At 61.4% G+C, this 23,876-nt stretch carries 24 protein-coding genes; 12 read left to right on the plus strand and 12 right to left on the minus strand.

All coding sequences use genetic code 11. From position 1 onward, the window contains the following. Positions 1–218: 218 nt before the first annotated feature. Positions 219–1,841, minus strand: coding sequence for an MFS transporter (locus HX824_RS23415; RefSeq protein ID WP_008435879.1), 1,623 nt, complete (start codon positions 1,839–1,841; stop codon positions 219–221). A gap of 192 nt (positions 1,842–2,033) precedes the next feature. Further along, complete coding sequence (locus HX824_RS23420) at positions 2,034–3,677, minus strand: GMC family oxidoreductase (RefSeq protein WP_087694091.1); 1,644 nt, start codon at positions 3,675–3,677, stop codon at positions 2,034–2,036. Positions 3,678–3,806: 129 nt separating this feature from the next. Between HX824_RS23420 and HX824_RS23425 the strand changes: the two genes are divergently transcribed. Continuing rightward, a complete protein-coding gene (locus tag HX824_RS23425) occupies positions 3,807–4,697 on the plus strand; it encodes a LysR family transcriptional regulator (protein WP_003211603.1) in 891 nt (296 codons plus the stop codon). On the opposite strand, the gene HX824_RS23430 is transcribed toward HX824_RS23425, so the two are convergent. From HX824_RS23430 to HX824_RS23445, 4 genes are all read right to left on the minus strand, one after another. Then, entirely contained in the window at positions 4,694–6,553 is a 1,860-nt protein-coding gene (locus HX824_RS23430; RefSeq protein WP_177055144.1) for a DUF3857 domain-containing transglutaminase family protein, read from the minus strand. The two genes, HX824_RS23425 and HX824_RS23430, sit on opposite strands and share 4 nt — an antisense overlap. A gap of 150 nt (positions 6,554–6,703) precedes the next feature. Next, positions 6,704–7,801 carry a DNA alkylation repair protein gene (locus HX824_RS23435; protein ID WP_102604863.1) on the minus strand — a complete coding sequence of 366 codons (1,098 nt, stop codon included), beginning with the start codon at positions 7,799–7,801 and terminating at the stop codon, positions 6,704–6,706. A gap of 50 nt (positions 7,802–7,851) precedes the next feature. Then, positions 7,852–9,198, minus strand: coding sequence for a glutamine synthetase family protein (locus tag HX824_RS23440; protein ID WP_008435874.1), 1,347 nt, complete (start codon positions 9,196–9,198; stop codon positions 7,852–7,854). Positions 9,199–9,209: 11 nt separating this feature from the next. After that, positions 9,210–9,767 (minus strand): helix-turn-helix domain-containing protein, encoded by a 558-nt coding sequence (locus tag HX824_RS23445; RefSeq protein WP_177055146.1) that lies wholly within the window; start codon positions 9,765–9,767, stop codon positions 9,210–9,212. A gap of 72 nt (positions 9,768–9,839) precedes the next feature. On the opposite strand from HX824_RS23445, the gene HX824_RS23450 reads away from it, so the two are divergent. After that, on the plus strand, positions 9,840–10,217 hold the full coding sequence (locus HX824_RS23450; protein WP_256344142.1) for a DUF4440 domain-containing protein: 378 nt from the start codon (positions 9,840–9,842) through the stop codon (positions 10,215–10,217). A gap of 11 nt (positions 10,218–10,228) precedes the next feature. Here the strand turns inward: HX824_RS23450 and HX824_RS23455 are convergent, their stop codons facing one another. Beyond that, positions 10,229–10,579 carry a LemA family protein gene (locus tag HX824_RS23455; RefSeq protein WP_177021662.1) on the minus strand — a complete coding sequence of 117 codons (351 nt, stop codon included), beginning with the start codon at positions 10,577–10,579 and terminating at the stop codon, positions 10,229–10,231. A gap of 160 nt (positions 10,580–10,739) precedes the next feature. Between HX824_RS23455 and HX824_RS23460 the strand changes: the two genes are divergently transcribed. Then, positions 10,740–11,048, plus strand: a complete 309-nt coding sequence (locus tag HX824_RS23460; RefSeq protein ID WP_003211589.1) for an RcnB family protein — start codon at positions 10,740–10,742, stop codon at positions 11,046–11,048. Positions 11,049–11,203: 155 nt separating this feature from the next. Further along, positions 11,204–12,397, plus strand: coding sequence for an MFS transporter (locus HX824_RS23465; protein ID WP_087694085.1), 1,194 nt, complete (start codon positions 11,204–11,206; stop codon positions 12,395–12,397). 90 nt (positions 12,398–12,487) lie between these two features. On the opposite strand, the gene HX824_RS23470 is transcribed toward HX824_RS23465, so the two are convergent. From HX824_RS23470 to HX824_RS23480, 3 genes are all read right to left on the minus strand, one after another. Further along, on the minus strand, positions 12,488–12,757 hold the full coding sequence (locus tag HX824_RS23470; RefSeq protein ID WP_003211585.1) for a DUF1652 domain-containing protein: 270 nt from the start codon (positions 12,755–12,757) through the stop codon (positions 12,488–12,490). An 11-nt stretch (positions 12,758–12,768) separates the two neighbouring features. Further along, on the minus strand, positions 12,769–13,020 hold the full coding sequence (locus tag HX824_RS23475; protein WP_003211583.1) for a CsbD family protein: 252 nt from the start codon (positions 13,018–13,020) through the stop codon (positions 12,769–12,771). Positions 13,021–13,152: 132 nt separating this feature from the next. Continuing rightward, the gene (locus HX824_RS23480) at positions 13,153–14,649 is read right to left on the minus strand and encodes a PAS domain S-box protein (protein ID WP_003211582.1); all 1,497 of its coding nucleotides are present in this window, start codon (positions 14,647–14,649) and stop codon (positions 13,153–13,155) included. A 175-nt stretch (positions 14,650–14,824) separates the two neighbouring features. Between HX824_RS23480 and HX824_RS23485 the strand changes: the two genes are divergently transcribed. From HX824_RS23485 to HX824_RS23520, 8 genes are all read left to right on the plus strand, one after another. Further along, positions 14,825–15,793 (plus strand): hypothetical protein, encoded by a 969-nt coding sequence (locus HX824_RS23485; RefSeq protein ID WP_177009748.1) that lies wholly within the window; start codon positions 14,825–14,827, stop codon positions 15,791–15,793. A 194-nt stretch (positions 15,794–15,987) separates the two neighbouring features. Further along, positions 15,988–16,791, plus strand: coding sequence for an AraC family transcriptional regulator (locus tag HX824_RS23490; protein WP_003211578.1), 804 nt, complete (start codon positions 15,988–15,990; stop codon positions 16,789–16,791). A gap of 133 nt (positions 16,792–16,924) precedes the next feature. Next, the gene (locus tag HX824_RS23495) at positions 16,925–17,743 is read left to right on the plus strand and encodes an ABC transporter ATP-binding protein (RefSeq protein ID WP_177055148.1); all 819 of its coding nucleotides are present in this window, start codon (positions 16,925–16,927) and stop codon (positions 17,741–17,743) included. Continuing rightward, the gene (locus HX824_RS23500) at positions 17,740–18,504 is read left to right on the plus strand and encodes an ABC transporter permease (protein ID WP_177055150.1); all 765 of its coding nucleotides are present in this window, start codon (positions 17,740–17,742) and stop codon (positions 18,502–18,504) included. Before HX824_RS23495 ends, HX824_RS23500 begins: the two co-directional genes overlap by 4 nt. A 25-nt stretch (positions 18,505–18,529) precedes the next feature. Beyond that, positions 18,530–19,570 carry an ABC transporter substrate-binding protein gene (locus tag HX824_RS23505; RefSeq protein WP_177055152.1) on the plus strand — a complete coding sequence of 347 codons (1,041 nt, stop codon included), beginning with the start codon at positions 18,530–18,532 and terminating at the stop codon, positions 19,568–19,570. After that, a complete protein-coding gene (locus tag HX824_RS23510; protein ID WP_177055154.1) occupies positions 19,567–20,451 on the plus strand; it encodes a PhzF family phenazine biosynthesis protein in 885 nt (294 codons plus the stop codon). The genes HX824_RS23505 and HX824_RS23510 overlap by 4 nt, the downstream gene beginning before the upstream one ends. Beyond that, a complete protein-coding gene (locus HX824_RS23515) occupies positions 20,448–20,903 on the plus strand; it encodes a RidA family protein (protein ID WP_003211568.1) in 456 nt (151 codons plus the stop codon). The genes HX824_RS23510 and HX824_RS23515 overlap by 4 nt, the downstream gene beginning before the upstream one ends. A 232-nt stretch (positions 20,904–21,135) precedes the next feature. Next, positions 21,136–21,756 (plus strand): hypothetical protein, encoded by a 621-nt coding sequence (locus tag HX824_RS23520; RefSeq protein ID WP_023658938.1) that lies wholly within the window; start codon positions 21,136–21,138, stop codon positions 21,754–21,756. 39 nt (positions 21,757–21,795) lie between these two features. Here the strand turns inward: HX824_RS23520 and HX824_RS23525 are convergent, their stop codons facing one another. Next, positions 21,796–22,959, minus strand: coding sequence for a hypothetical protein (locus tag HX824_RS23525; protein WP_166742172.1), 1,164 nt, complete (start codon positions 22,957–22,959; stop codon positions 21,796–21,798). A gap of 14 nt (positions 22,960–22,973) precedes the next feature. Next, complete coding sequence (locus HX824_RS23530) at positions 22,974–23,861, minus strand: nitrilase family protein (RefSeq protein WP_032899456.1); 888 nt, start codon at positions 23,859–23,861, stop codon at positions 22,974–22,976. Between the last annotated feature and the right edge of the window lie 15 nt (positions 23,862–23,876).

The raw sequence follows: 23,876 nt of genomic DNA on the forward strand, positions 1-23,876 counted from the left end.
CGCAATTGAATGGGGAGCAGGATGGGCAATAAATCAGAATTGGGCAACTTTTATCTGGATGGATATACAGCAATTTGTGTGTCTGGTGCTAAACCCAATGTGGGAGCGAGCTTGCTCGCGAATGCGGTGTATCAGTCAACCTATCCGGCGACTGACACCCCGCTTTCGCGAGCAAGCCCGCTCCCACACTGAAACTCCAGCGTCGGCCGGATCGACGTTTAGTTATTGTCGATATCGACGTTCTTGGTTTCTTTCAGGCAAATCAGCCCCACGATCAGGCTCACCCCGGTAATGACCACCGGGTACCACAGCCCATAGAAAATATCCCCGGTGTACACCACCAGCGCAAACGACACCGTCGGCAGGAAGCCACCAAACCAGCCATTCCCGATGTGGTATGGCAGCGACAGCGAGGTGTAGCGGATGCGTGTCGGGAACAGCTCCACCATCAGCGCTGCCAGCGGGCCGTAGCACATGGCGGCGATCAGGATCAGCGCGACGATCAGCACCACCACCATGGTTTTGTTGACCTGGGCCACATCAGCCGATTGCGGATAACCCGCCAGGGTCACCGCGCCTTTCAGGGCGGCTTCGTCGTAACCGTCGATACGCACATCACCCACGCTCACCTGCACCGCGCTGCCCGCCGGGGCGGCCGCGCTTTCGTACGGCAGGCCCTGTTTCACCAGGAAGGTCTTGACCTTGTCGCAGGGGCTGTCAAAACGCGCCTTGCCCACCGGGTCGAACTGGAAGGTGCAGGTGGCCGGGTCTGCCAATACGGTGATCGGCGACTGGCGGCTGGCGTGGTCCATCGCCGGGTTGGTGTAGTGCGCCAGGCCCTTGAAGATCGGGAAGTACAGCGCGGTGGCCAGCAGCAGGCCGACCATCAACACCGGCTTGCGTCCCAGCTTGTCCGAAAGCCAGCCGAAGAAGATGAAGAACGGCGCACCAATCACCACGCTGATGATCAGCAGCATGTTGGCCAGTGCCGGATCCATCTTCAAAAACTGTGTGAGGAAGAACAGCACATAAAACTGCGCGGCATAGAACGTCACTGCCTGGCCGGCGTTGATGCTGAACAGCGCAATCAGCACAATCTTGAGGTTTTCCCATTTGCCGAACGACTCGCGGATCGGCGACTTGCTGGCCTTGCCTTCCTCTTTCATTTTCAGGAACGCCGGCGACTCGTGCAGGCTCATGCGGATCCAGGTGGAGATACCCAGCAGCACGATCGACAGCAGGAACGGCAGGCGCCAGCCCCACACTTCGAATTGGTCGCCGGTGAAGTAACGGCAGGCCAGCACCACCAGCAACGACAGCAACAGACCGAGGGTCGCGGTGGATTGAATCCAGCTGGTGTGGAAGCCGCGTTTGCCCGCCGGGGCGTGCTCGGCCACATAGGTGGCTGCGCCGCCGTACTCGCCGCCCAGCGCCAGGCCCTGGAGCATGCGCAGCGCGACGAGGATGATCGGTGCGGCAATACCGATGCTCGAATAGGTCGGCAGCAGGCCGACGCAGAAAGTCGCCAGGCCCATCAGGATGATGGTGGCGAGGAAGGTGTACTTGCGCCCGATCATGTCACCCAGCCGACCGAACACCAGCGCGCCGAACGGGCGCACCACAAAGCCGGCGGCGAAGGCCATCAGGGCAAAGATAAACGCCGTGGTGTCGTTGACCCCGGCAAAGAACTGCTTGCTGATTACCGCCGCGAGTGCGCCATAGAGGAAGAAGTCATACCACTCGAACACCGTCCCGAGGGAGGAGGCGAAGATGACTTTCTGTGTGTCGTTGCTGTCTCGCGCCTTGGTGGCGGAGCCCAGGGGTTGAGCGTGTTCTGACATTTGGGTAGCCCTCACAGTGATTATTTATTGTTGTTCCACTGTCGGCGCCAGTTTCAGCGCCGCTATTCCACTGTAGGAGCGAGCTTGCTCGCGAAAAACGTCAACGATAACGCGTGCATTCTGGATTAACGCGGTGTCTTTGCGTTCTTCGCGAGCAAGCCCGCTCCCACAGGTCTAGCCGGTAAGGTAAGTTCAAGCCGGTAAGGTCAGTTCTTTCTCCGGGGCGAGGCTCCTTGTGTTCGGCGAAAGGATAAGCTGCGCGGCTTTTTCCGCGATCATCAGCGTCGGTGAGCAGGTGTTGCCTGAAGTGATGCGGGGCATGACCGACGCGTCGGCAATGCGCAGGCCGGGAACCCCGTGCACTCGCAGTTGGGCGTCGACCACCGCGTCCTTGTCGCTGCCCATGCGGCAGGTGCCCACTGGATGGAAAATCGTGGTGCCAATGCGGGCGGCGGCTTCCTGCAGTTGTTCGTCCGTCTGCAGTTCTGCGCCGGGCAGGTACTCCACCGGGTTGAATTGCTTCAGGGCCGGCGCCGAGACGATGCGTCGGGTCAGGCGAATGGCGTCGGCGGCCACCCGCAGGTCTTCCGGATGGCTGAGGTAGTTGGGGCGGATCAGCGGTGCGTCTGCCGGGTTGGCCGAGCGAATGTCGATGCGGCCACGGCTTTGCGGGCGCAAGTCGCACACCGAAGCGGTGAAGGCCGGGAACCCGTGCAGTGGTTCGCCAAAGCGCTCCAGGGACAGCGGTTGCACGTGGTATTCGAGGTTGGCCGACGTCTGCTCCGGCCCGGAGCGGGCAAACGCGCCAAGCTGGCTGGGGGCCATGGACAACGGGCCGCTGCGGTCGTACAGGTAGCGCAGGCCCATGCCCATCTTGCCCCACACGGTGCCGGCGATCTGGTTCAGGGTGCGGGCGTTTTCCAGCTTGTAGATCAGGCGCAGTTGCAGGTGATCCTGCAGGTTGCCGCCCACGCCGGGTAACTCGTGCAGCACATCGATGCCCAAAGGCTTGAGCACGCTGGAGGGGCCGATACCGGAGCGTTGCAGGATGCCGGGCGAACCGACGGAGCCGGCGCACAGGATGATTTCCTTGCGCGCCCGCCACGTGACTGGCTGGCCATTCTGGCGAGCAACCACCGCCGCCGCACGGCCGTTCTCCAGGAGTACGCGGTCGACTTCAACCTCGGTCATCACCGTCAGGTTGGGCCGCTGGCGGATCGGTTTGAGAAACGCCTTGGCCGCATTCCAGCGCACGCCGGATTTCTGATTGACCTGGAAATAGCCACAGCCTTCGTTGTCGCCCTGGTTGAAGTCACTGATGCTGTCGATACCGCTTTGCTGCGCCGCGTCACGAAACGCATCGAGGATCGGCCAGTGCAGGCGCTGTTGCTCAACCCGCCATTCACCGCCGTCACTGTGAAATTGCGAGGCACCGGCAAAATGGTTTTCGCTCTGCTTGAACAGCGGCAGCACATCCTTCCAGGCCCAGCCGGGATTGTCCTCGGCCCAGCCGTCGTAATCCCGGGCCTGGCCGCGCATGTAGATCATGCCGTTGATGGACGAGCACCCGCCCAGCACCTTGCCGCGCGGGTAGCTCAGCGCACGGCCTTGCAGGCCTTCCTGGGCTTCGGTCTTGAAACACCAGTCGGTGCGCGGGTTGCCGATGCAGAACAGGTAGCCGACGGGAATATGGATCCAGGGGTAGTTATCGCGACCGCCTGCTTCAAGCAGCAACACGCGATGGGCAGGGTTGGCAGACAGTCGATTGGCCAGAAGGCAGCCCGCCGGGCCGGCGCCTACCACCACGTAATCGTATTCAGCAGCTGCAGAATGCATCTGTGACCTCGCTTGTTTTTCTTATTGGTCCCATCCTAGTTGTTAGTTTTCGTCTTAAAAATGTTAGTTTTTACCCAGCTGCTGTGCGTTTTTAGACAACGCTGCTGTTCAAGGGAAGAAGGGGAAGGCATGTTCGACTGGAATGATCTGCGGTTCTTTCTTGAGTTACAGCGTAGCGGACGCTTGCTCACGGCGGCGCAACGCCTGAAAACCACCCACGCCACCGTGGCCCGGCACATCGAGGCCATCGAGAAAAGCCTGGGCACTGCGCTGTTCGTGCAGCATGCCCAGGGTTACGAACTCACGCCCTCCGGCGAAGCCCTGCTCAAACATGCCGAAGCCATGGAAAACGTGGCGCTGCTGGCCGAAGAAGAACTGACTCATTCCGCCGCGCCCCTGGGCAAGATCCGCCTGGGGGTGGCCGAAGGTTTGGGCGTGATGTTCCTGGCCAGTCGCATGGGCGGCCTGTTCGAACGCTACCCGGGCCTGGAAGTGGAACTGCTGGCAGTGCCACGGTTTGTCAGCATCCTCAACCGCGAAGCGGAAATCAGCATCCACCTCGAACGCCCCAGCGTCGACCAACTGGTGACTCGCAAACTCACCGACTACCGCCTGGCGCTCTACGCCAGCCGCAGCTACCTGGACCGCACACCGCCGATTGAAAAACGCGAGGACCTGGCGGTGCACGCCTGGATCGATTACGTCGATGATTTGCTGTTCAGCCAGGAACTGAAATTCCTCAGCAGTTTCTGCCGCAACCCCAAGGTGGTGTTCCACAGCACCAGCGTGATCGCCCAGCACCAGGCGGCGCGCTCGGGGTTGGGAATTGCCGTATTGCCGTGCTTCATGGCGGCGAGCGACCCGGACCTGGTGCCGCTGCTGCCGGCGGAGAGCATCCAGCGCAGCTACTGGATCAGCTCCCGGCGCGAGTTGCACAAGTCGGTAAGGTTGCGGGTGTTGTGGGATTACCTGGTGGAACTCTGCGCGCGGGAGCAAGGGGTTTTGCTGGGGGAGGGTTAGAGCTTCACCACCTGATGCACCTGCTCACCACAGGCACGGATCTCCTTGATCATCTTTTCAAACGGCGCGCTGACAATTTCATCGTGGGTCAGCCAGCGTATTTTCTGCGTCAGGACGTAGTGATAACGCCAGTCGCCCTTGACGCGCTCACCCGTCAGGTCCAGGTCGTACCACGGCGAGCGTACCTGGCAAGCCTTGATGTCCTTGTCGATCTGCCCACCCGACAGTGTGATGGTGTAATCCAGCGTCTCGGGGTTGCCTATGTACAAGTCGGCCAGTTGCCCATTGCGGCGGTAGTTGAGCAGACCGTCCCATTTCTCTTGCAGCAAGGCATCGTTGTAGATGTGGTCGTTGCCCAGCGGTTCCAGGGGCCGCATGTCCGTCAGGGTGGCGCTGACCTTGTAGCTGGCCGGGATCAAGAAGGCGGTGGCGGGGCGCTCGACCTGGCAGTCGGTGATCTGTTTGCCGAAGTTGTCGCAGATGTTCTGGTCGCTGGCGGTGGCGCCTTGCTGGCGGTCGGCGACGCTCAGTTGCATCAGCGGCATGCCGCGAAAATCAACGGTGGCCGAGACCCGGGCGGTGCCCTGGGCGTCGAAGCGTTCCTGTTTGTCGAGGATCAACGTGGCGGCGGCGGGTTGCAGCGGGATGTGTTCTTCACGTACCTGGCCCTCGGCGTTGGTCACCAGCACCCAGCGGTCCTGGATGTCGGGCAGGGTCTGGCCGGGGGCGAAGATCGGGTTGGTCGGGTCCAGCCACCACACCTGGCCATCGACTTCGGCGCGGACGATGGCGTGGTTCGGCGCGCCGGTACCGGGAATCAGCAGCGGGTTAACCACATCGCCGCGGCTGACCCAGGCCGGTTCGGCCTTGATTCCGCTGGCCTTGAGCATGGCCGCCAGCAGCGTCGAAAGGTCTTTGCAGTCGCCGTAGCCGTGCTGCTCGATCTCCGCCAGGCTGAAGGGCACATAGCCGCGATCCGAGGCGCGCCAGTCGCCCAGGTAACGATAGTGGTCGTTGATGTGCTGCATCAGGCCGGCCACCTGTTGTGCCGGTGGCAAGCCGCGAACGGCGGCCACGGCGGCGGCGCCCTGGGGCGGCAGCTTGGCGCCGAGGATCTGGTTGTAGCGTTCGGCAAAGCCGCCGAAGTACTGCTGGCGATCCAGGGAGCTGCCGACTTCGATACGCGGGGCGTGGCGTATGTAGGCGTTGGCGGATTCGTTGATGTAGCTGAGGTAGGTCGGGGCCTTTTGCACCACGTCCAGGGTCTTGCGATTGGCCGATGGCGTAATGCTGAAACCCTCCATCAATTCGCTGCGCCACTCGATCGGCCGCTCGGCGGTGAAGCGTGCCTTGAAGTGGTCGCGCCGTGCGGCGTTGGGGCCGAACTGCAAGGCGTAGTAGAACTCGGTCATCAGCGGTTTGGCCGGGTGATGTTCGCGCACCGTGTAGCGGATTTGCGTGCCGACCCGCAGGTTGGGAAACGCCAGCGAGGTCTGTTTTTCCCGGGAAAAACCCTGGTCCGGGTTGGGGGCGGTGCGGGTGTCGATTTGCGTCGGGTCCAGGGGCACAGGTTTACCGCCGGGCTGGGTGGACTCGGCCTTGATCAGTTCGAAGCCGTCTTCTTCCTGGTAGCTGAAGTCGATCCGCGAGAGCATTTCGCGGCCGCTTGGCTTGAGGATGGTGTAGTGAAAGCGGGTAGTGCAGTCGACGCTGGCGTCGCGGTTGAAGTGGCAATGCAGCTCGGTGTCGCTGGCCAGCGGGGCTTCGGCCATTGGTTGCAGGGCGGCAAACGCGCTGTGGCTGGCAAGCCCCCAGCTGATGCAGATCAGGGGACGGTAAAACGAAAAACGGAGCATGGGCGCCTCAGGTGGAACATTGACACAAGTACCCTAGGGGTACCGAGAAGGCGCCGGATGATAATGGATCGCAACACGAATGCCTAGCATTGTCCGACAATTAATTACGCTGTAAGGCCCGATCTAGAGCCTTTGTTAATGTTTTAAGGATTATTTTTCGAGTTCAAACTCGACGCTTCCCAGCCGCTCACCGTTCACCAGCACGTGAACCGCATGCTTGCCGGGATAGTGCTTGCGCGTGGTCAATTCACGGATATGTTGGCCACGGCTGATGGCGTGATGTTCTCCGGCACCCAGGGTAAATGCCTTGAGCTTGAACACCTTGGACGCGCTGTGACCGGCGCTTTTCACATAGTCGATGGCGTAGTCGACCACCAGCTTTTGCGACGAATCGGCAGTGGACTCCAGGCTGAAGGACAGGTTGATCCGCTCCCCCAACTTGATCGCCGCCGGCTCGACCTTGAGTTGATGGATCTTCACTTCGGCCCTGGCCCCGGCGCCCATGATCGTCAGCGCCCGGGTGTTGCCTTGCTTGATCAGGCTGCGCAGCGCGTGGCGGGCGATCCACGCGGTGTGGGGGTTATCCAGGGACCAGCCTTCGATCAGGCCCAGCACCCAATCCGGATGGTCCTTGGTGATGTCGTTGAGGTGGTTGGCCACCGACTTGCGCACGTAGAGGCTGCTGTCGGCCTTGAGATTGTCGAGGATCGAAGCGCACAGGTTCGGGTCGGCCTGCACCTCGGCCAGGCGAAACGACCATGGCAGCCGTGGCCGTGAACCTTCGCTGGCGAGGCGTCGCACGTGTTCGTTGTCATCCAGCGACCATTGCTGCATTACGGCCAGGGTGCGCTTGAAATCCCTCAGCAGGAAATGCCGCACGGCAAACTCGGCGGAGCCGAAGGTGGTGAAGTACTTGAGGGCAGCCATGGAACGCTTGAAATCATCGCCGCCGTAGCTGGCAACGTAGTGGGGCAGGAACAGGCTGACAAAGGCGCTGTTCAGCCGAGGGGCAAGGGCATACAGCAACTTCAGGGTTTGCGGATAATCCAGCGGGATCACAGCGTTCAGGCTTTCGCTGACCCGCGCCATGCGCTGCATCACCGACAGGTCTGCCAACCCGGCCTTGGCGTGTTTGAGAAAACCCTTGGCGTCGAACGCCGGGTACACCGCGGTCATTTCGCTGGCGATGTGTTGCAGGCGTTCGGCGTTGAAGATTTCCTTCAGGGCCGGGGCGCTTTGGTCGGTCATGGGCAAGTCCGCGGTTAGCCAGAGATGCCCACGAGGCTAACCATCAGTGCCTAGAGATACCAGCGATATTCCCGTGCATGAATCTCCTGCTGGAATGCCAGGTGGTCCTGGCGTTTGTTTTCGCAATACACGTCGACAAACTCCGCGCCCAGGCCTTCGCGCAACGTCGGCTGATGCTGCATGGCGCGCACCGCCTCCAGCATTTCCAGGGGGAAGTCCGCGCCGCTGTTGCGGTCTTCGTTCAGTGGGGCGATGGGCTCCTTCGCTGCTTCAAGACCATGCTCAAGCCCCACCAGAATCGCCGCCAATACCAGATACGGGTTGGCATCGGCACTCGCCAGGCGATGTTCGATGCGCAGGTTGCGCGGGTCGGATTCAGGAATTCGCACGCACGCGTCACGGTCTTCAAAGCCCCAGCATGCGCGGGTTGCCGCGTTGACCGTGCCACCAAGGCGGCGGAAGGCGTTGTGGTTGGGCGAGAAGATCGGCATGCAGTGCGGCAGCAGTTCCAGGCAACCCGCCACCGCGTGGCGCAACGGTTGCTGCTGGTGGGCCGCCAGCAGGTTATTGCCCGCCGCATCGTACAGGCTGACGTGCACATGCATGCCGCTGCCGGGGTGTTGCAGGTAAGGCTTGGCCATGAAGCTGGCGCGATAGCCGTGCTTGAGGGCCACGCCACGGGTGCTGCGGCAGAACAGGGCGGCCCAGTCGGCGGCGCGCAGGCCGTCTTCCAGGTGGCCGAAATTGATTTCGAACTGGCCGGGGCCGAGTTCGGCGGTGATCACCGTGATGTCGATGCCCTGGGCCTTGGCCGTCTCGACCATATCGTCCAACACCGGCGCAAAGCGTGACAGGCGCTCGATGTGCAAGTTGGGCTGGTCGTCCGCGTCATCACTCAGCGGGTCGCGGGCAAATTGCGGCAGGCCGTCGCTGAGCTTTTTGTCGAACAGGTAGAACTCCAGCTCGAACGCGACCACCGGGTGAATGCCTTTGCGCTGCAGGCGTTCCAGCACCTTGGCCAGTACTTCCCGGGGTTCGAATTCGATGGGCGCTTCGGTGCCGTCGGAGGTAATCAACATCTGCCCCAGCGGCTGCGCCTCCCAGCTCACCGGCTTGAGGGTGCCGGGCACCAGGCGGCGGTTGGCGTCCGGGTCGCCGTCGTGGAAGCAATAGTCGCCGATCTTGAACAGACCGCCCTGGGCACCCAGCAGCACCGCGTTCTGCGGCAGTTTCAACGGGCTGCCGGCGGCGACCTTTTCCAGCATCTCCACCGGGTAGCGCTTGCCGTAGAAATGCCCGGGAATGTCCAGGGCAATCAGGTCGACGTAGCGCACATCGGGATGGTTCTGGCGAAAGGTCCGGACTTCGGCCAAAAGCGTGGAAGCATGGCTTTTCACGGGTGTTGCTCCTAGTTGTAGACCCACAGCACGCGGGCTGGCAGGTCGGTCAGGTTGCCGTAGCGGCAGTGGGCAAAACTGGCCAGGTGGAAGCTGTCGCCGGGGCCCAGGGTGACCGAGTCCGGCTCGCCCTCGACCCACAGCGTCAACTCGCCCTCCAGCACGTAACCGGCCTGTTCGGCACGGTCGCTCATGGTTTGTTCGCCGCTGTTGGCTCCGGGAGCCAGCAGGCTGTCGAGGATCGAGAACGCGCCGTGCATGCTCGGCGACACCAGGATGTCGGTGATGCCATTGGCGTAATACACCGTGCGCCGTTCGTTGGGGCGGGTGACCCAGTCCACCGCCTTGGGTTTGGACAGGCTGTAGAAATAGGTGGTGGGCACACCGAGGGCGTGGCTGATGGCCGTGAGGTCGGCCACGGTCGGGCGCGACAGGCCGCGTTCAACCTGGGACAGGAAACCCACGGAACGCTCGATCTTTTGCGCCAGTTGCGCCAGGGTGAGCTTCTTGTGCTTGCGCAGGTCGTGGATCAGGATCGCCAGGGCGTCGATTTCTTCTTGCTTGTCCATGGGCGCTTCGTGAAATTCTTATCAGGAAATTTCATGAAAAATTACAGGATTAATTTCACGAGGGCAATGGGTATGGAGTTGGCAGAGCATTTACGCCGCCTGGAACAGGAGCTGCACCAATGCACCACCCGTGCAGATGCGGCGCGGTTGTCGGTGCTGCTGGCGGATGATTTCGTCGAATTTGGTGCCAGCGGCAATGTGTGGGGCAGCAAGGCCGAGGTGATCGAGGGGCTGCAGGATGAGGTGTTTTCAGCCCGAAGCGTCAGTGACTTTGCAATGAAGGTGCTGGCCGAAGGCGTGGCGTTGGTGACGTATCGCTGCCAGCGCGCGGCGACGGATGCAAATGCGGCGGGGGAGTCATTGCGCAGTTCGGTGTGGCGCGAAAGCGGCGGGCAGTGGCAGATGGTGTTTCATCAGGGCACGCCAACACGTCAGCGTGCACCTGTGTAAGCGCCGGCAGGTCAGGCCGTACGCTTGGCCTCGAACCCCGACAGGCTGACATCATCACGATGCCCGAGCAGCTCGGCCACCACCGAGGTCGGCGACTTGTGCTTGTAGGTGTTGTAGTTGTTGACCGAGTCGTGGAAGAGCTGGCGGGTGAACGCGACACGGCTTTCCAGGCTGGCGATTTCTGCGCTGGGTGACGAGGCATTTTGCGCCGCCGCCAATTGTTGTTCGGCCTCCTTGAATTGGCCGAAGGCTTTTTTGCAGCGATCGAGCAGGGCCACCAGTTCCCTGTAGGTGCCGAACACGTAGAGCGCGAGCAAGGTGACAACGGTCACGAAAATGATGATGACGTGGGTACCAGTCATTGGAATTCCTGAGCGGCTGGAAAAAGGAACCAATCTTATCTGATTAATCGCCGGCCCGGTCGCTGGCCGCCCATCCATCTGCCGCTTCCATCACGGCGCTGAATGATTCCACGCCGCTGCGGTCGGAATCTTTACGCGTCATTCATTGAAGGAAGTGCCCATGAAGTCCAAATCCCTTGTTGCCTGCCTGCTGGTTGCCGCGAGCCTCTCTGCCGCGAGTCTCACCGTCCAGGCCGCAGATACCCCGCAAAAAACCGTGCAGCCTTCGAATATCAATACCCGCGACCTCAAGACGGGAGACCGTGCGCCAGACATTCTGATGCGTAAGGAGTCGGCCATTGCCGACTGGAAGAAACGTGGTCTGAAGCAGCCGGAAGAAGACAGCCAGTGGGCCCGTGTAAACGACAAGTACGTGTTGCTCAAAACCACCAACGGTACGATTCTCGACATCACCCCCGTTAAAAAATAAAGCGTTCGGCGGGATGGGTGATCACGCTTTATCCCGCTGGATTTGATTTTTGCATAAATGCATAAATCAGCATTTATTTCGTCTCATCTTGCGTTAAGGTACATCCGCTTGGGGGCTGCAATGGCCCCATTACCTTGACCAGAAATGAGAGCAGGATGCTTGCCACAATAAGAAATTACCCGCGTACCGTGAACCTGTTGTTGTCGGCCACGCTGATCCTCACCCTGGCCAAGGCCATCACCTTTCCGTACCTGGTGATCTACCTCACCAACCACTTTGCCCTCGACATCAGCCAGGTCGGCCTGGTGATCGGCAGCTCGCTGATCGTCGGCTCGCTGCTGAGTGTCTACGGCGGTTTCCTGGTAGACCGCATCGACAGCTATAGGCTATTGCTCAGCTTGAGTGTGGTGTTTGCCCTGGGGTTTATCGGCACGGTGCTGGCCCGGGAAATCTGGTCGTTCTACAGCTGCCTGATCCTGATCAACCTGGCGTACGCGGTGATCGACATCGCGATCAAGTCCGGGTTTGCCAGCCTGTTGCCGGAAGATGAGCGCAGCGAAGCGTTTTCCATCAAGTACACCCTGACCAATATCGGCTATGCCGTAGGGCCGTTTTTTGGCGCGATGGTGGCCAAGCTCGATATCAGCTTGCCGTTTATCCTGTCGGCGGTCCTGGGCTTCGGTTTTTTCCTGCTGTACTGGCGTTGGGGCGACCGCACGCTGGCCACGGTAGACACCACGCAAAAGCCGGTGTCGTTCCTCGCGGTGGGGCGTGTATTACTGCGGGATCACCGACTGGTGTGCTTCACCGTCGGCGGCCTGCTCAGTGCCGTGGTGTTCGGCCAGTTCACCGCGTACCTGTCGCAGTACCTGGTGACCACCACTACCGCCGAATACACCTACACCATCATCAGCGCGGTACTCACCACCAACGCGGTGTTGGTGATTGCCCTGCAATACGCGATTGGCCGGCGCATTTCCCACCGCTACCTGAGCCAGTGGCTGATCTTCGGCCTGGGCATGTTCATGCTGGGGGTGATTGGCTTTGCCCTGGCGAGCAACGTGTGGTGGTGGATCCTGGCGATGGCGATTTTCACCGTGGGCGAAATCGTGGTGTTTCCGGCCGAGTACATGTTCATCGACCGCATCGCCCCGGACAACCTGCGGGGCATGTACTACGGGGCGCAAAACCTCTCCAACCTCGGTGCTGCCCTGGGGCCGGTGCTGTGCGGGCTGGTGCTGGCCAACCTGCCGGCCCACTACATGTTCTACATGTTGGCAGCGTTCATTGTCGGGGGAGGGGTGTTCTATTTTATCGGGGCGTCGTTGAAAGCCCGCGACATACTGTAGGAGCACGCTTGCTCGCGAAGGTCGTTAACGATAACGCGCCACGCCTGAATGAACGCGGTGCCCGGGCGTTTTTCGCGAGCAAGCCCGCTCCTACAAAGGGCGCAGCGGCAGGTCATCCAGCCTGAGTTTACCGACGGTGTTGCTCTGCAATTCGTACCGCAACTCGTCGACCATCTTTTCCACTTCCTGCGGGGTCTGCAGCTTGTTGACGCTGATCCCGGTGACCACCAAATCCACCCGGCCGCTTTCGGCGTCGAAGACCTTGAGCGTCAACGACGCGTCACGACACAGGGTGAATTCGCAGGTCAGGGGCGACAGGGCCTCTTCGATGCAGTTGCGCAGTTGGGAGAGCGTAAACATCAGGGTTCTCCTCAGCGACGACGCAGCAACAGGCCCAGCAGCAGGCCGACACCGGCGACGATCGCAACCGTTGCCAGGGGTTTTTGCTTGGCGAAATCGCCAACGGTGTCCAGCGCGTCACCGTAGGTTTGCTGCAACTGGCCAGCGGCCTGGCGAGCGACACCCTCGGCCTGGAGACGTTCGTCACCGGTCAGATCACCCAGAAAACCTTGAGCCTTGCCGGCCACTTTTTCGACGGCGCCTTTGACTTGTTCGCTTTTCATGATGGATTCCTTAAAGGGCATGACATCTCAACGGCACAGGACCCGAAGCCCTGTGCCCACCCTTCAAGGTTAAGCGGTGCACCCCCGCGCAATAAGGCGAATTTGCACCGGTCGCACTAGTGCATTTGCACTCTATTTCGGCTTTTTAACCCGCAACTCACCGGCAAACAGCCCGCGCTCACGGGCCCACACGATGGCTGCACTACGGCTATGCACCCCCAGTTTGGAGTACACCGTGGCCACATGGTTACGCACGGTGTTGGGTGCCAGTTTCAGGCGCGAAGCGATTTCCTTGTCGGCCAGGCCTTCGCAAATCAACCCCAGTACGTCGCGCTCGCGGGCGGTCAGGTCGGTAAAGGAAATGTTCGGTACATTGGGGCTGTTGACGCTCTTGGCGTTGGCCAGTTTTTCAATCAGCGTCTGGCTGAACCATGAGGCGTCCTGCATCACTTCCTCGATCGCGGCCACCAGTTCCAGCTCGGAGCGCTTGCGTTCGGTGATGTTCATCAGCACCAGCAGGTAGCAGGGCACATCCTGGATACTGACGGTGTCGGCAGACAGCACACAGTCGATCAGCTCATTGCCTTTCTTGCGAATCTTCAGGTCGAGGCCGTCGAGGTTGCCGGCTTTTTCCAGGGTGGTGAACAGTTGCGTGCAGGCCTGGGGGCTGTCGATAAAGTCGATGTCTTCGATGGATTTGCCGATCAGTTCTTCACTGGTATAGCCGGTGATGGTCATGAAGGCTTCGTTGATATCCACCACCTGGCGGTTGGCGGCGTTGCACACCAGGGTCGGCACCGGCGTCAGGCGGAACGACTTGGCGAAGCGTTCCTCGCTCTGACGCAGGGCGGTTTCGGCCTTGCGGCGAGGCTCCAGGTCGGTGAAGGAAAACAGCATGCAGTCTTCCTCATTCATGTCCAGCGGCTGGCCGGCCACGATCACCAGTTTGCTGCCGCCTTCGGGCAGTTTCAGTTCGGCTTGCATCTGTGGAATGGTCGCGCCTTCGCCCAGGCGCTTGACGGCCAGGTCCTTGTTTTCGGCCTGTTCCAGCACGTCCAGTTCATACACCGAGTGGCCGATCACCTGGTCGCGGTTGTAGCCGGTCATCTCCAGGAAGCCCTGGTTGACCTTGATGTAGCGCAGGTCGCTCAGGCGGCAAATCACCGCCGGCGCCGGGTTGGCATTGAAGGTCTTTTCGAAGCGCTGTTCGGCGCTGGCCCATTCGGTGGCGTCGCTCAGGATCAACACCAGCAATTCCGGCTCGCCCGACGCGTCGTCGAGCACCAGGCTGCGCAGGCGATGCACCCAGACTTTTTCCTCGTCGCCGGTGGGGGTGACTTCCACCACCACATCGCTGAACTCTTCACCGTCTGCCACCCGGCTCAGAGGATAATTCTCCAGCACCAACGGGTGGTTGTTGCGATACCGCAAGGCAAAGCGCGCGGCGTATTCCTTGGTGTTGGCACCCAGGTCTTCGACTTTATCCACGCCATGCATCAGCAGCGCGGCTTCATTGGCCCAGAGTATGGTCTGGTCGGCCTCGGCGAGGATCACCCCATCGGACAAGCCGGAGATGATCTGCTGCAGTTGGCGGCGGTTGGTTTCTTTGGCGAGGACGGCCTGGCTCATGGTTTCTCCTGGGGTAAGTCGCATGGGAAGTACGACACCTGAGGCTCAGGATAGTGCAGAGAAAGTGCCCGGCGCGGGGTGCGAATGCACCAGTGCGCCTAGTGCAATTGTGTCGAGACCGCAGGGCAGGTGCCTCGCCAAACTGGTCACCTACCCACTGTTCAAAGGATTTAACATGACCACTGTCTATGAAACCAACCGTTCGCTGTTTCGTGTGTCCTGGGGCTCGGTATTGGCCGGTAGTGCAATTGCCCTGGTGACCTATCTGGTATTGAGCGTACTTGGCACCGCGATTGGCGCCAGCGCGGTAGACCCGATGGCCGCGGGTAACCCGCTGAGCGGTTTCGGCACTGGTGCCGGGATCTGGCTGTTTGTCTCGACGCTGCTGGCAATCGGTGCCGGTGCATTCGTGGCCGGGCGCACCGCGCCGGATCGCGGCGGCCTGCACGGCGTGCTGAGCTGGACCATCACCACCTTGCTCACCACCTGGCTGCTGGCCGCGCTGGCCACCAGCGTTGTGGGAGCGGCGGGCAATGTCGTCGGCAAGGGCCTGTCGGCTGCCGGCAGCGGGATCGCCGCCGTGGCGCCGGGTATCAGCGACAGCGTCAAGCAGCAACTGAATGAGCAGGGCATCAAGCTGGACTGGAACAGCCTGCAAGGTCAGCTCGACACACTGCTCAAGCAGAGCGGCAAACCTGAACTGGACCCGGCCAACGTTGAGCAAAAAGCCGATCAGGCGGCTGCGGACGGCAAGCAGTCGGCCAACGATGCCGCGACCAACCCAGCCCAGGCTGGTGATGAATTGAAGCAGTGGTTCGAGCGGGTCAAGGCTTCCGGTGAGCCGGCGTTGAACGCGGCGGACAAGCAGGCACTGGTCAATATTGTTGCGGCCCGTACCGGCAAGAGCCAGGCTGAGGCCACTCAGATTGTCGACAACTACGCCCAGGCCTACCAGCAGGCCGTGCAGAAGGTTGACGAACTGAAGCAACAGGCTGAACAGAAAGCCCGTGAAGCCGGTGAAGTCGCGGCCAAGCAACTGTCCCGTGCTGCGTGGAGCACCTTATTGATGTTGCTGCTGGGCGCAGCGTTGAGCTTCGGCGTGGGTCGCCTGGCGATTTCCACCCGTCGTGTACCGTTGGCCTGATCATGACCTGAGGTGATTTATGTGGCGAGGGAGCTTGCTCCCGCTGGGCTGCGAAGCGGCCCCAAAAAAGAGGGGCGCGCTACGCACTGGAGCGCCAGCCCGGTCCAGCGGGAGCAAGCTCCCTCGCCACAATGCTTCGCTGGCACCAAACATGCTAGTGTCAGCACTCCAACATCCACTGGCAGTGCCTGGCGATGCGCGACATCTACAGCGTCTTCAACTCCAACGGCGCCTATGAAACCGGGGCCCATGCCCACGACGAATTCATGCTGATGGTGCCCGAGCACGGCCTGTTGCGTTTCAAGGATGAGGAAAGCGGGCGCACCACCTCGGTGATCGACCGCCAGTTCGTACTGGTGCCGCCGCAATCCAGCCATTCCTCCTCGTCACTCACCGCCAGCCAGGGCCACGTGGCGTTCTACGTCGACCCCGACTACATGCACTACGCCTTGCGTGACCTGTCCGGTGACGCCAACCGCTTGCTGCGCGTGCCCACCCTGGGCATCTGGCAAACCTCCGCGCCGTTGCACCATCTGCTCCTGGCAAAAAAAGCCTTCAGCCAACCCGACCTGTACATCGACCGCCGCCGCCAGGTGGCCCAGGCCGATCACCTGCTGCTGCTCGAATGCCTGGCGATTTCCCTCAGCCAGCCGAGTCTGCAACGCTCATCTACCGAGCGCCACGGCGCCATGCTGGTGCGTGACGTCAAGGCGTACGTGGAAGGCAACCTCGAACATGCGCCGGGGCTGGATGAAATCGCCGAGACGTTTCACATGTCGCGCCGCCATCTGACCCGGCTGTTCGCGCTGCACACCGGCGAGACGGTGCTGGCGTACGTCCAGCGCCTGCGCCTGGAGCGCGCGCAGACGTTGTTGCGGCACACCCGCATGTCGGTGCTGGAGATCGCCAATAACGTCGGCTATGAGTCACCGTCACACCTGGCCCATGTGTTTCGCCGGGTGCTGGGCGTGTCGCCGGATGAGTGGCGCCGCGGCTGATACCGCCTCAACTTTTTTGATGTCCCGATCCCGCGCATGATCCGGCCCGATCCCGTGCGCCGCAAATCCGTCATCCGTTCATCCTCACCCCGTCAACAACAAACAAGTCCGGCCTACCGGACGAGGAGGGGCGGTGAGTGCAAAACCCTTTATCAGCTTCGCAGGGGTGCAAAAAAGCTTCAAAGTCGAGGGCCGCCAGTTTGTGGCCGTACGCAACGTATCGCTTGAAGTTCAGCGGGGCGAAATCATCACCCTGGTCGGCCCTTCGGGGTGCGGCAAGTCCACCTTGCTCAACATGACCGCCGGGCTCTTCGGCCCCACGGAGGGCCAGGTGCATTACGACGGCGCCGAGGTCAAGGGCGTCAACACCCGTGTCGGCTACATGACCCAGGCCGACCACTTGCTGCCGTGGCGCACCGTGGCCGGCAACATCGCCGTGCCGCTGCAAATCCGCCGCATGCCCAAGTCTCAAATCGACAGCCGCGTTGAGGAGCTGATGGCGCTGGTGGGCCTCACCGGTTTTGGCGAAAGCTACCCCAACCAGCTTTCCGGCGGCATGCGCAAACGCGCGGCCATGGCGCGCTTGATGGCCAGCGACCCGGAAACCCTGCTGATGGACGAACCCTTCGGCGCCCTTGATGCGCAGATGCGCCTGACCCTGCAGACCGAACTCTTGCGCCTGTGCCGCAAGCTCAACAAGACCGTGCTGTTCGTCACCCACGATGTCGATGAAGCCATCGCGCTGGCGGACCGCTGCGTGGTGTTCGCCGGTCGCCCAGGCACCATCGATCATGTGCTCGATATTCCCTTGGGCGGTGAACGCAACCTGGTGCAATTGCGCTCCGACCCACGCTACGTGGAACTCTGCGCCGCCCTCTGGAAACGCCTGGCGCCCGACGTCGCCGGTGCTGCCGATCCCGCCTCATTGGCTCACTCGCTGGAGGTCGTATGATCCAGGTCTATCGCTTGCTGTTCCTGATTTTCCTGCTGGTGCTCTGGGAGTGTGTGTCCCGCTGGTTCGGCGTGGAATTTTTCATCAGCCGGCCTTCGGCGGTGGCGCAAAGCCTGTGGAAAATCCTCATGAACGGGGTGTTCTTCTATCACGCCGGCATCACCACCCTGGAAGCCGTGCTGGGCTTTTTCTTCGGCTCCCTCGCAGGCTTGATCGCCGGTTTGGTGCTGGGCCGCGCCAAGCTGCTGGCGGATATTCTCGACCCGTTCCTGACCGCCTTCTACAGTTTGCCGAAAGTCGCGCTGGCGCCGCTGTTCATCCTCTGGTTCGGCATCGGCTTGCCGATGAAAGTCATCCTGACCGCGGCCGTGGTGTTCTTCCTGGTGTTCCTCAACACCTACAGCGGCGTGCGCAACGTGTCCCGCGAGCAACTGACCATCCTGCGCCTGATGGGCGCCAAGGAGCGCGACCTGTTGACCATGGTGGTCATCCCGTCCGCTTTCACCTGGGTATTCACCGGCCTGCGCCTGTCGGTGCCCTATGCGCTGATCGGCGCGCTGGTGGGCGAGATCATCGCCGCCAACCGGGGCCTGGGCTACCTGCTCTCGGATGCAGCCTCGCAGTTCGATACCGCCGGTGTATTTGCCGCACTGGTGGGCATCATCGCCCTCGCGCTGATCCTGAACACGGCGGTGAAGCTGGCAGAACGCAAGTTGATGCCGTGGAAGGCCAACGAAGCGGAACGTGAAGTTGCGGTTTAACCCCTTATTTTTGCGGAGCTTGATCATGCTCAAACCACTGTTCATCGCCAGCGTTTTACTCGCCTCATGCCTGCCCGCCGCGCAGGCCCGGGACCTGACCAAAGTCACCCTGGCGTTCCCCAGCGAAGGCTTCCTCTATGTGCCGATTTACGTCGCGCAGAAGCAAGGCTACTTCGCCGATGAAGGCCTGAATGTGGACGTCATCGTATTCCAGAAAGGCGGCTCGGCAGCACTCACCGCCGTGCTGGGGCGTGATGCGGATGCGTACGTCGGCCTGCCCGCCGTCGCGGTGCGCGCCCGCACCAAAGGCCAGAATGTCCAGGCGTTCGCCGCCGTGCAAACCCAGTTCGGCAGCACCGTGGTGATCGACGGTGCCTCGGCGCAAAAGGCCGGCGTGTCGGCCACCTCATCCCTGGCCGCCCGTGCCCAGGCCCTCAAGGGCTTGAAGATCGGCGTCACCGGCCCTGGCAGCACCACCGACATGCTGGTGCGCTACCTGGCCAAGGATGCGGGGCTCAACCCGGACAAAGACTTCACCATCATGCCCATCGGCGGCGCGCCAAACATGCTCGCAGCGTTTTCCCAGGGCAGCATCAACGGCTTCTCGCTGTCGCCACCCACCATCAACACCGCCGAGAAGCAAGGCGGCTTTGTGTTGATGGACCTGGCCAAGGGCGAATACAAACCCCTGGACGGCTTCCTCTTCACTGCGATGATTGCCCGTGAAGACTGGCTGGCCAGCAACAAGGTCACGGCCGAAAAAATGGTCCGCGCCCTGTGGCGTGCCGAACACCTGATTGCCAGCGACCCGGACAAGGCCCGCGAGTCGGTGCGCCCGTATTTCGCCCACACCGACGCCGCCATCTTCAATGCTGCCTGGACCGCTTCGCTGCCGTCCTACCCGGCCACGCCGCGCATCGAGAAAGACGGCGTTGAGAAAAACATCCGCTTCATGAACGCTGTGGAGAGCGACCCGGTCGAACTCGACCCGCAGCAGGTCTACACCAACTCCATCGTCGACGCCGTGGCGCCGACTGTTTCCACCCTTCAGGGAGAGGCGAAATGACGCCCGAGGTTCACCTGGTCAATGTTTTTCCCGCCACCGCCCGTGGCGGCAACCCCGCGCCAACCGTGGCCGTCGCCGATGGCATGAGCGATGCCGACATGCAGCAAGTCGCCCGCGACTATGGCCATGAGTGCGGCTTCGTGTTCGCCGCACCGGTTGGCAGCGAGTTCGATTTTGCCTTGCGCTTCTGGGTGCCCAACCACGAGATGGAAATGTGCGGCCACGCCACCGTGGGAGCGGTGTGGCTGCTGGATCGGTTGGGCATGCTGCACAAGGACCGCCTGACGTTATCGACCCTGAGCGGTCCGGTGGATGCGCGGATCACCGCTGCGGGCACCCCGGATATCCAGGTGGAAATCAGCCAGCCCAAGGGCCAGGTCGAGGCGTTGAACGATGCCGAAGTCGAGGCCGAGATTCTGTCGGTGCTCGGCATCACTTCCAACGAACTGGCACCGCTGCCGATCCAGAACGCTTGCACCAGCCGGGTGAAAACCCTGATCGCGCTGAAAAGCGTGGCGGTACTGGATAGCCTGAAACCGGATTACCGGCGGATGCAGCAACTGTGCGAGCGCATCGGCTCCACCGGTTTGTACCCCTATGCGCCATCGGATCTGGACGGGCGACAGTTTGATGCGCGGCAGTTTCCCAAGTCCTCGGGTTACCCGGAAGACGCCGCCACCGGCATCGCGGCTGCCGCGTTGGCGTTTGGCTTGTTGGAGAATGGCCTGGTGACGGCAGATGATCGCCCGGTGCACATCCGCCAGGGCCGGGCCATGGGCCGACCTTCGCAAATCTCCCTGCGGTTTCGCCGGGATGCAGTGGGGCAGGTGCAAGGCTGCTGGCTGGGTGGGCATGTGGAATTTGTCGAGGAACCGGCATGAGCGTGCGCGAAAAACTGCAAGCCCTCGGGCTGGAATTACCCGAGGCGCCGAGCCCCAAGGGAGACTACGTGCCAGTGACGATTCATGGAGGCGTGGCGTATGTCAGCGGGCAGGTTTGTCGGCAGGGTGACAGCGTGATTACCGGGCCGGTGACGGATCAGACCTCTACGGAGTTGGTCAACGAAGCAGGGCGGACCTGTGTGCTGCGGGCCTTGAGCGTGCTGGACCAGGCGGTAGGGCTGGAGAACGTCGAGCGCATCCTGTTCGTTCGCGGGTTTGTGTTTGGCGGGGAAGGTTTCCAGGGCTTCTCCAAGGTGGTCGACGGCGCGTCGCAACTGTTGATTGAGCTGTTTGGCGAGCACGGCCGGCATGCGCGTTCGGCGGTGGGCGTGGCGGGATTACCCAGCAACGGCCTGCTGGAACTGGAACTGACGGCGGTCGTCACTGCCTGAACCACCCACCAAAATGTGGCGAGGGAGCTTGCTCCCGCTGGGCTGCGCAGCCGCCCCAAAACCGATGATCGCAGTGCCTCGGGCATACCGCGTCAACCGGTCCGGGAGCGCTTCGCGCTCCAGCGGGAGCAAGCTCCCTCGCCACAGGATTCGTGTTGCTTTCACCTCTGCAGGAACCCCGGCGAACGAGTAAACTGCCCGCCTTTTATTCTCACGACGAGACGGTGAGCTTTTGAACGCAGGAAAAACCGCAGGGCTGTTGCTGCTCACCGCCTTATTGGCGGGATGCGGCACCTCGCCACCCCGCACCCCCAACGACATCTGCGGCATCTTCCGCGAAAAAGACGATTGGTACGACGCCGCCAAGGTGACCCAGGCGCGCTGGGGCGTGCCGATCCAGGTGCCGTTCGCGATCATGTATCAGGAATCGGGCTTCCGGCAGGACGCCAAGACCCCACGCAAGTACCTGCTGTGGATCATCCCCTGGGGTCGTGTGTCTACGGCCTCCGGCTACGCCCAGGCCAAGGATGAAGTGTGGAGCGACTACCAGAAAAGCACCGGACGCTACGGCGCCAGCCGGCAGGACTTTGACGACGCCATCGACTTTGTCGGCTGGTACATGGACAAGACCTACACCATCAACGGCGTATACAAATACGATGCCTACGGCCAGTACCTGAATTACCACGAAGGCTGGGGCGGTTACCGGCAGCGTACCTACGCGAGCAAAGCCTGGCTGATGCCGGTGGCAGGCAAGGTTCAGGCGCGTTCGCAGATGTATGCGGCGCAATATGCGGGCTGCAAGAATGATCTGGGGCGTGGGTTCTGGAGCCGGTTCTGGCATTGGCTTTAAGTGCTCGGGCAGTCCTTTGCCCGGCGTAGGAGAGCGGAGCTAAACGGCTAACCATCCCACCAATGGCACTACCGCCAACGTGCTCAGCGCCATTGAGATTACGTTGCCGATATAAGGATGAAAGTGCGGTGGTAACCGTCCTGCAATCGCGCAGGCCAGTGGCGGCGCCATCAGCGCGCCGAGCAACGCACTGGACCCCATCACCATCCAGCTGCCGCCATGGGTCAATACGGCTGCCGGGACTACCGATACCAGCGGGACATACGTGGGATACCAGCCTCGTTTTATCCACTGATGTCGCCAGATCACCACGCCAAGCGCTGATGTCAGCGCTTGCGCGCCGATCAGGTGCAGTATCAGGCCGGATCCATAGGCCGGGCTCATCGGGTTCAGCGCGTAAGCCAGTAACACACCCGCCAGCAAGCCAAGGCTGGCCAGCTCATTGCCGAAGAACGGCGCTTCGGAAAAGTCAGCCAATACCCTACGCACGCTCCACACCACACCATAAGTCGGTGGCTTCAGCGGGGCGGGCCTTTGCGGCGCTGTGTAATCGCTTCGTACCAGGACCGGCACGTGACGGCACAATACAAAGGCAATCACACTGCCAACCGCCATCCCAAGCACATTTCCGATCACCACCGGCAAGCCCAGCGGTATGCAGACGTAATTAACGATCAACAAACACATCGGCGTGACCAGTAAACCTCCCAGTACGGCGCCGTTGAGCGTCACTTTCCAGCCACCTCCGAACATCAGCACCATTGCCGCCGGCAGTGAAACAAACGCTGCAAACGTCGGTTGCCAAGTGTCAGCGGTCACCGTCCAGCCCCATAACGCGTTGCTTAGCAGCAAGCCGAGTAAGGAGCTGGTTATCAGCCACGGCCACAGCCCTGTGCCGTACGAGATAGCAAAGCCCTGCCAGGACTTGCCCGTGCGGCTGGCCCACCACGCCAGATACGCACCGCCCAGCAGGCCCAGTGACGCCAGTTCGTGTTTGTAGAACGCGACCTCGCTGATATCCCCCAACACCCAGCGCAGCCACGCACTGGGATGTGGAAGGCTGGTCACCATATCGGCATATCCCGGCCAAGGGTAAATAAGGGCTATCCATAGGATCAGCAAAGCACTGGCAAGACCCAGAACTATGACGGTGTTATCGGCCCGGGAGCGCCCTGCACGCGGCTTTTCAAAGAGGCTTTCCATGATGCACCCTCCGATCAGCGTGGCAGGGCAGGGTGCTGGGTGTACCCGAGCATCTGGTCGTAAAGATCAGCACGCCGGTCCCGCTGCAAGTCGTTAAGACTGTTCCAGATAGGCGCGCTGCGGGCACTGGTGAGATCGACATCGGCGAACAGGATCTCCTGCCGATTCGCCGACGCCACGGTACCGATGGGCCATCCATTGGTACCGGCAATCAGCGAACATCCCAGGTAACGCGCATCGCGCTCCTCGCCGATACGACTGGCGGCAGCGATAAACACGTTATTGACGTGGGCGGCGGTCATCGTGAGATACGACGCCATGCACTTCCCCGCGTCGTCGAACAACGGCGGCGGGGTCCACACCCAGTTGTTGAGGCTGCAAATAATATCGGCGCCTTGCTGGCTGAGGATGCGTGGCACCTCGGGAAACCAAATGTCCCAGCAGATCAACAGGCCAATACGGCCTATGGGTGTTTCGAAAACGGGGAATCCTGTATCGCCGGGAGTGAACCAGAGCTTCTCCAGATTCCACAGATGGGCCTTGCGGTACTTGCCAATAAAGCCATCCGGCCCCAGCAATACAGCCGTATTGAACAGCTGCATAGCGGAAATTTCGCTGAGGCCTGCCACCAGGTACACCTGATGTTTACAGGCAAAATCTGTCCAGGCCTGCACACTTGGCCCACCCGGAATGGCCTCGGCATGATCAAACGCGTCCTGACGGCTGGAGAAGAAATAGCCACAGTTAGAGAGCTCTGGCAGCACGATCAGATTGGCACCGCCGCTCACTGCTTCCGTCGCCAGCTCAAGGCTATGACGCAGGTTGCGCTCCCGGTTTTCCATTCCGACCTGGGGATCAAACTGTACGACAGCTATGCGAACAGGACTTGTTGGATCGCTCATTGCGGGTGACCTCTT

Origin of the sequence: Pseudomonas sp. D4002 (assembly GCF_013385665.1) — a bacterium.
Classification (GTDB): Bacteria; Pseudomonadota; Gammaproteobacteria; order Pseudomonadales; family Pseudomonadaceae; genus Aquipseudomonas.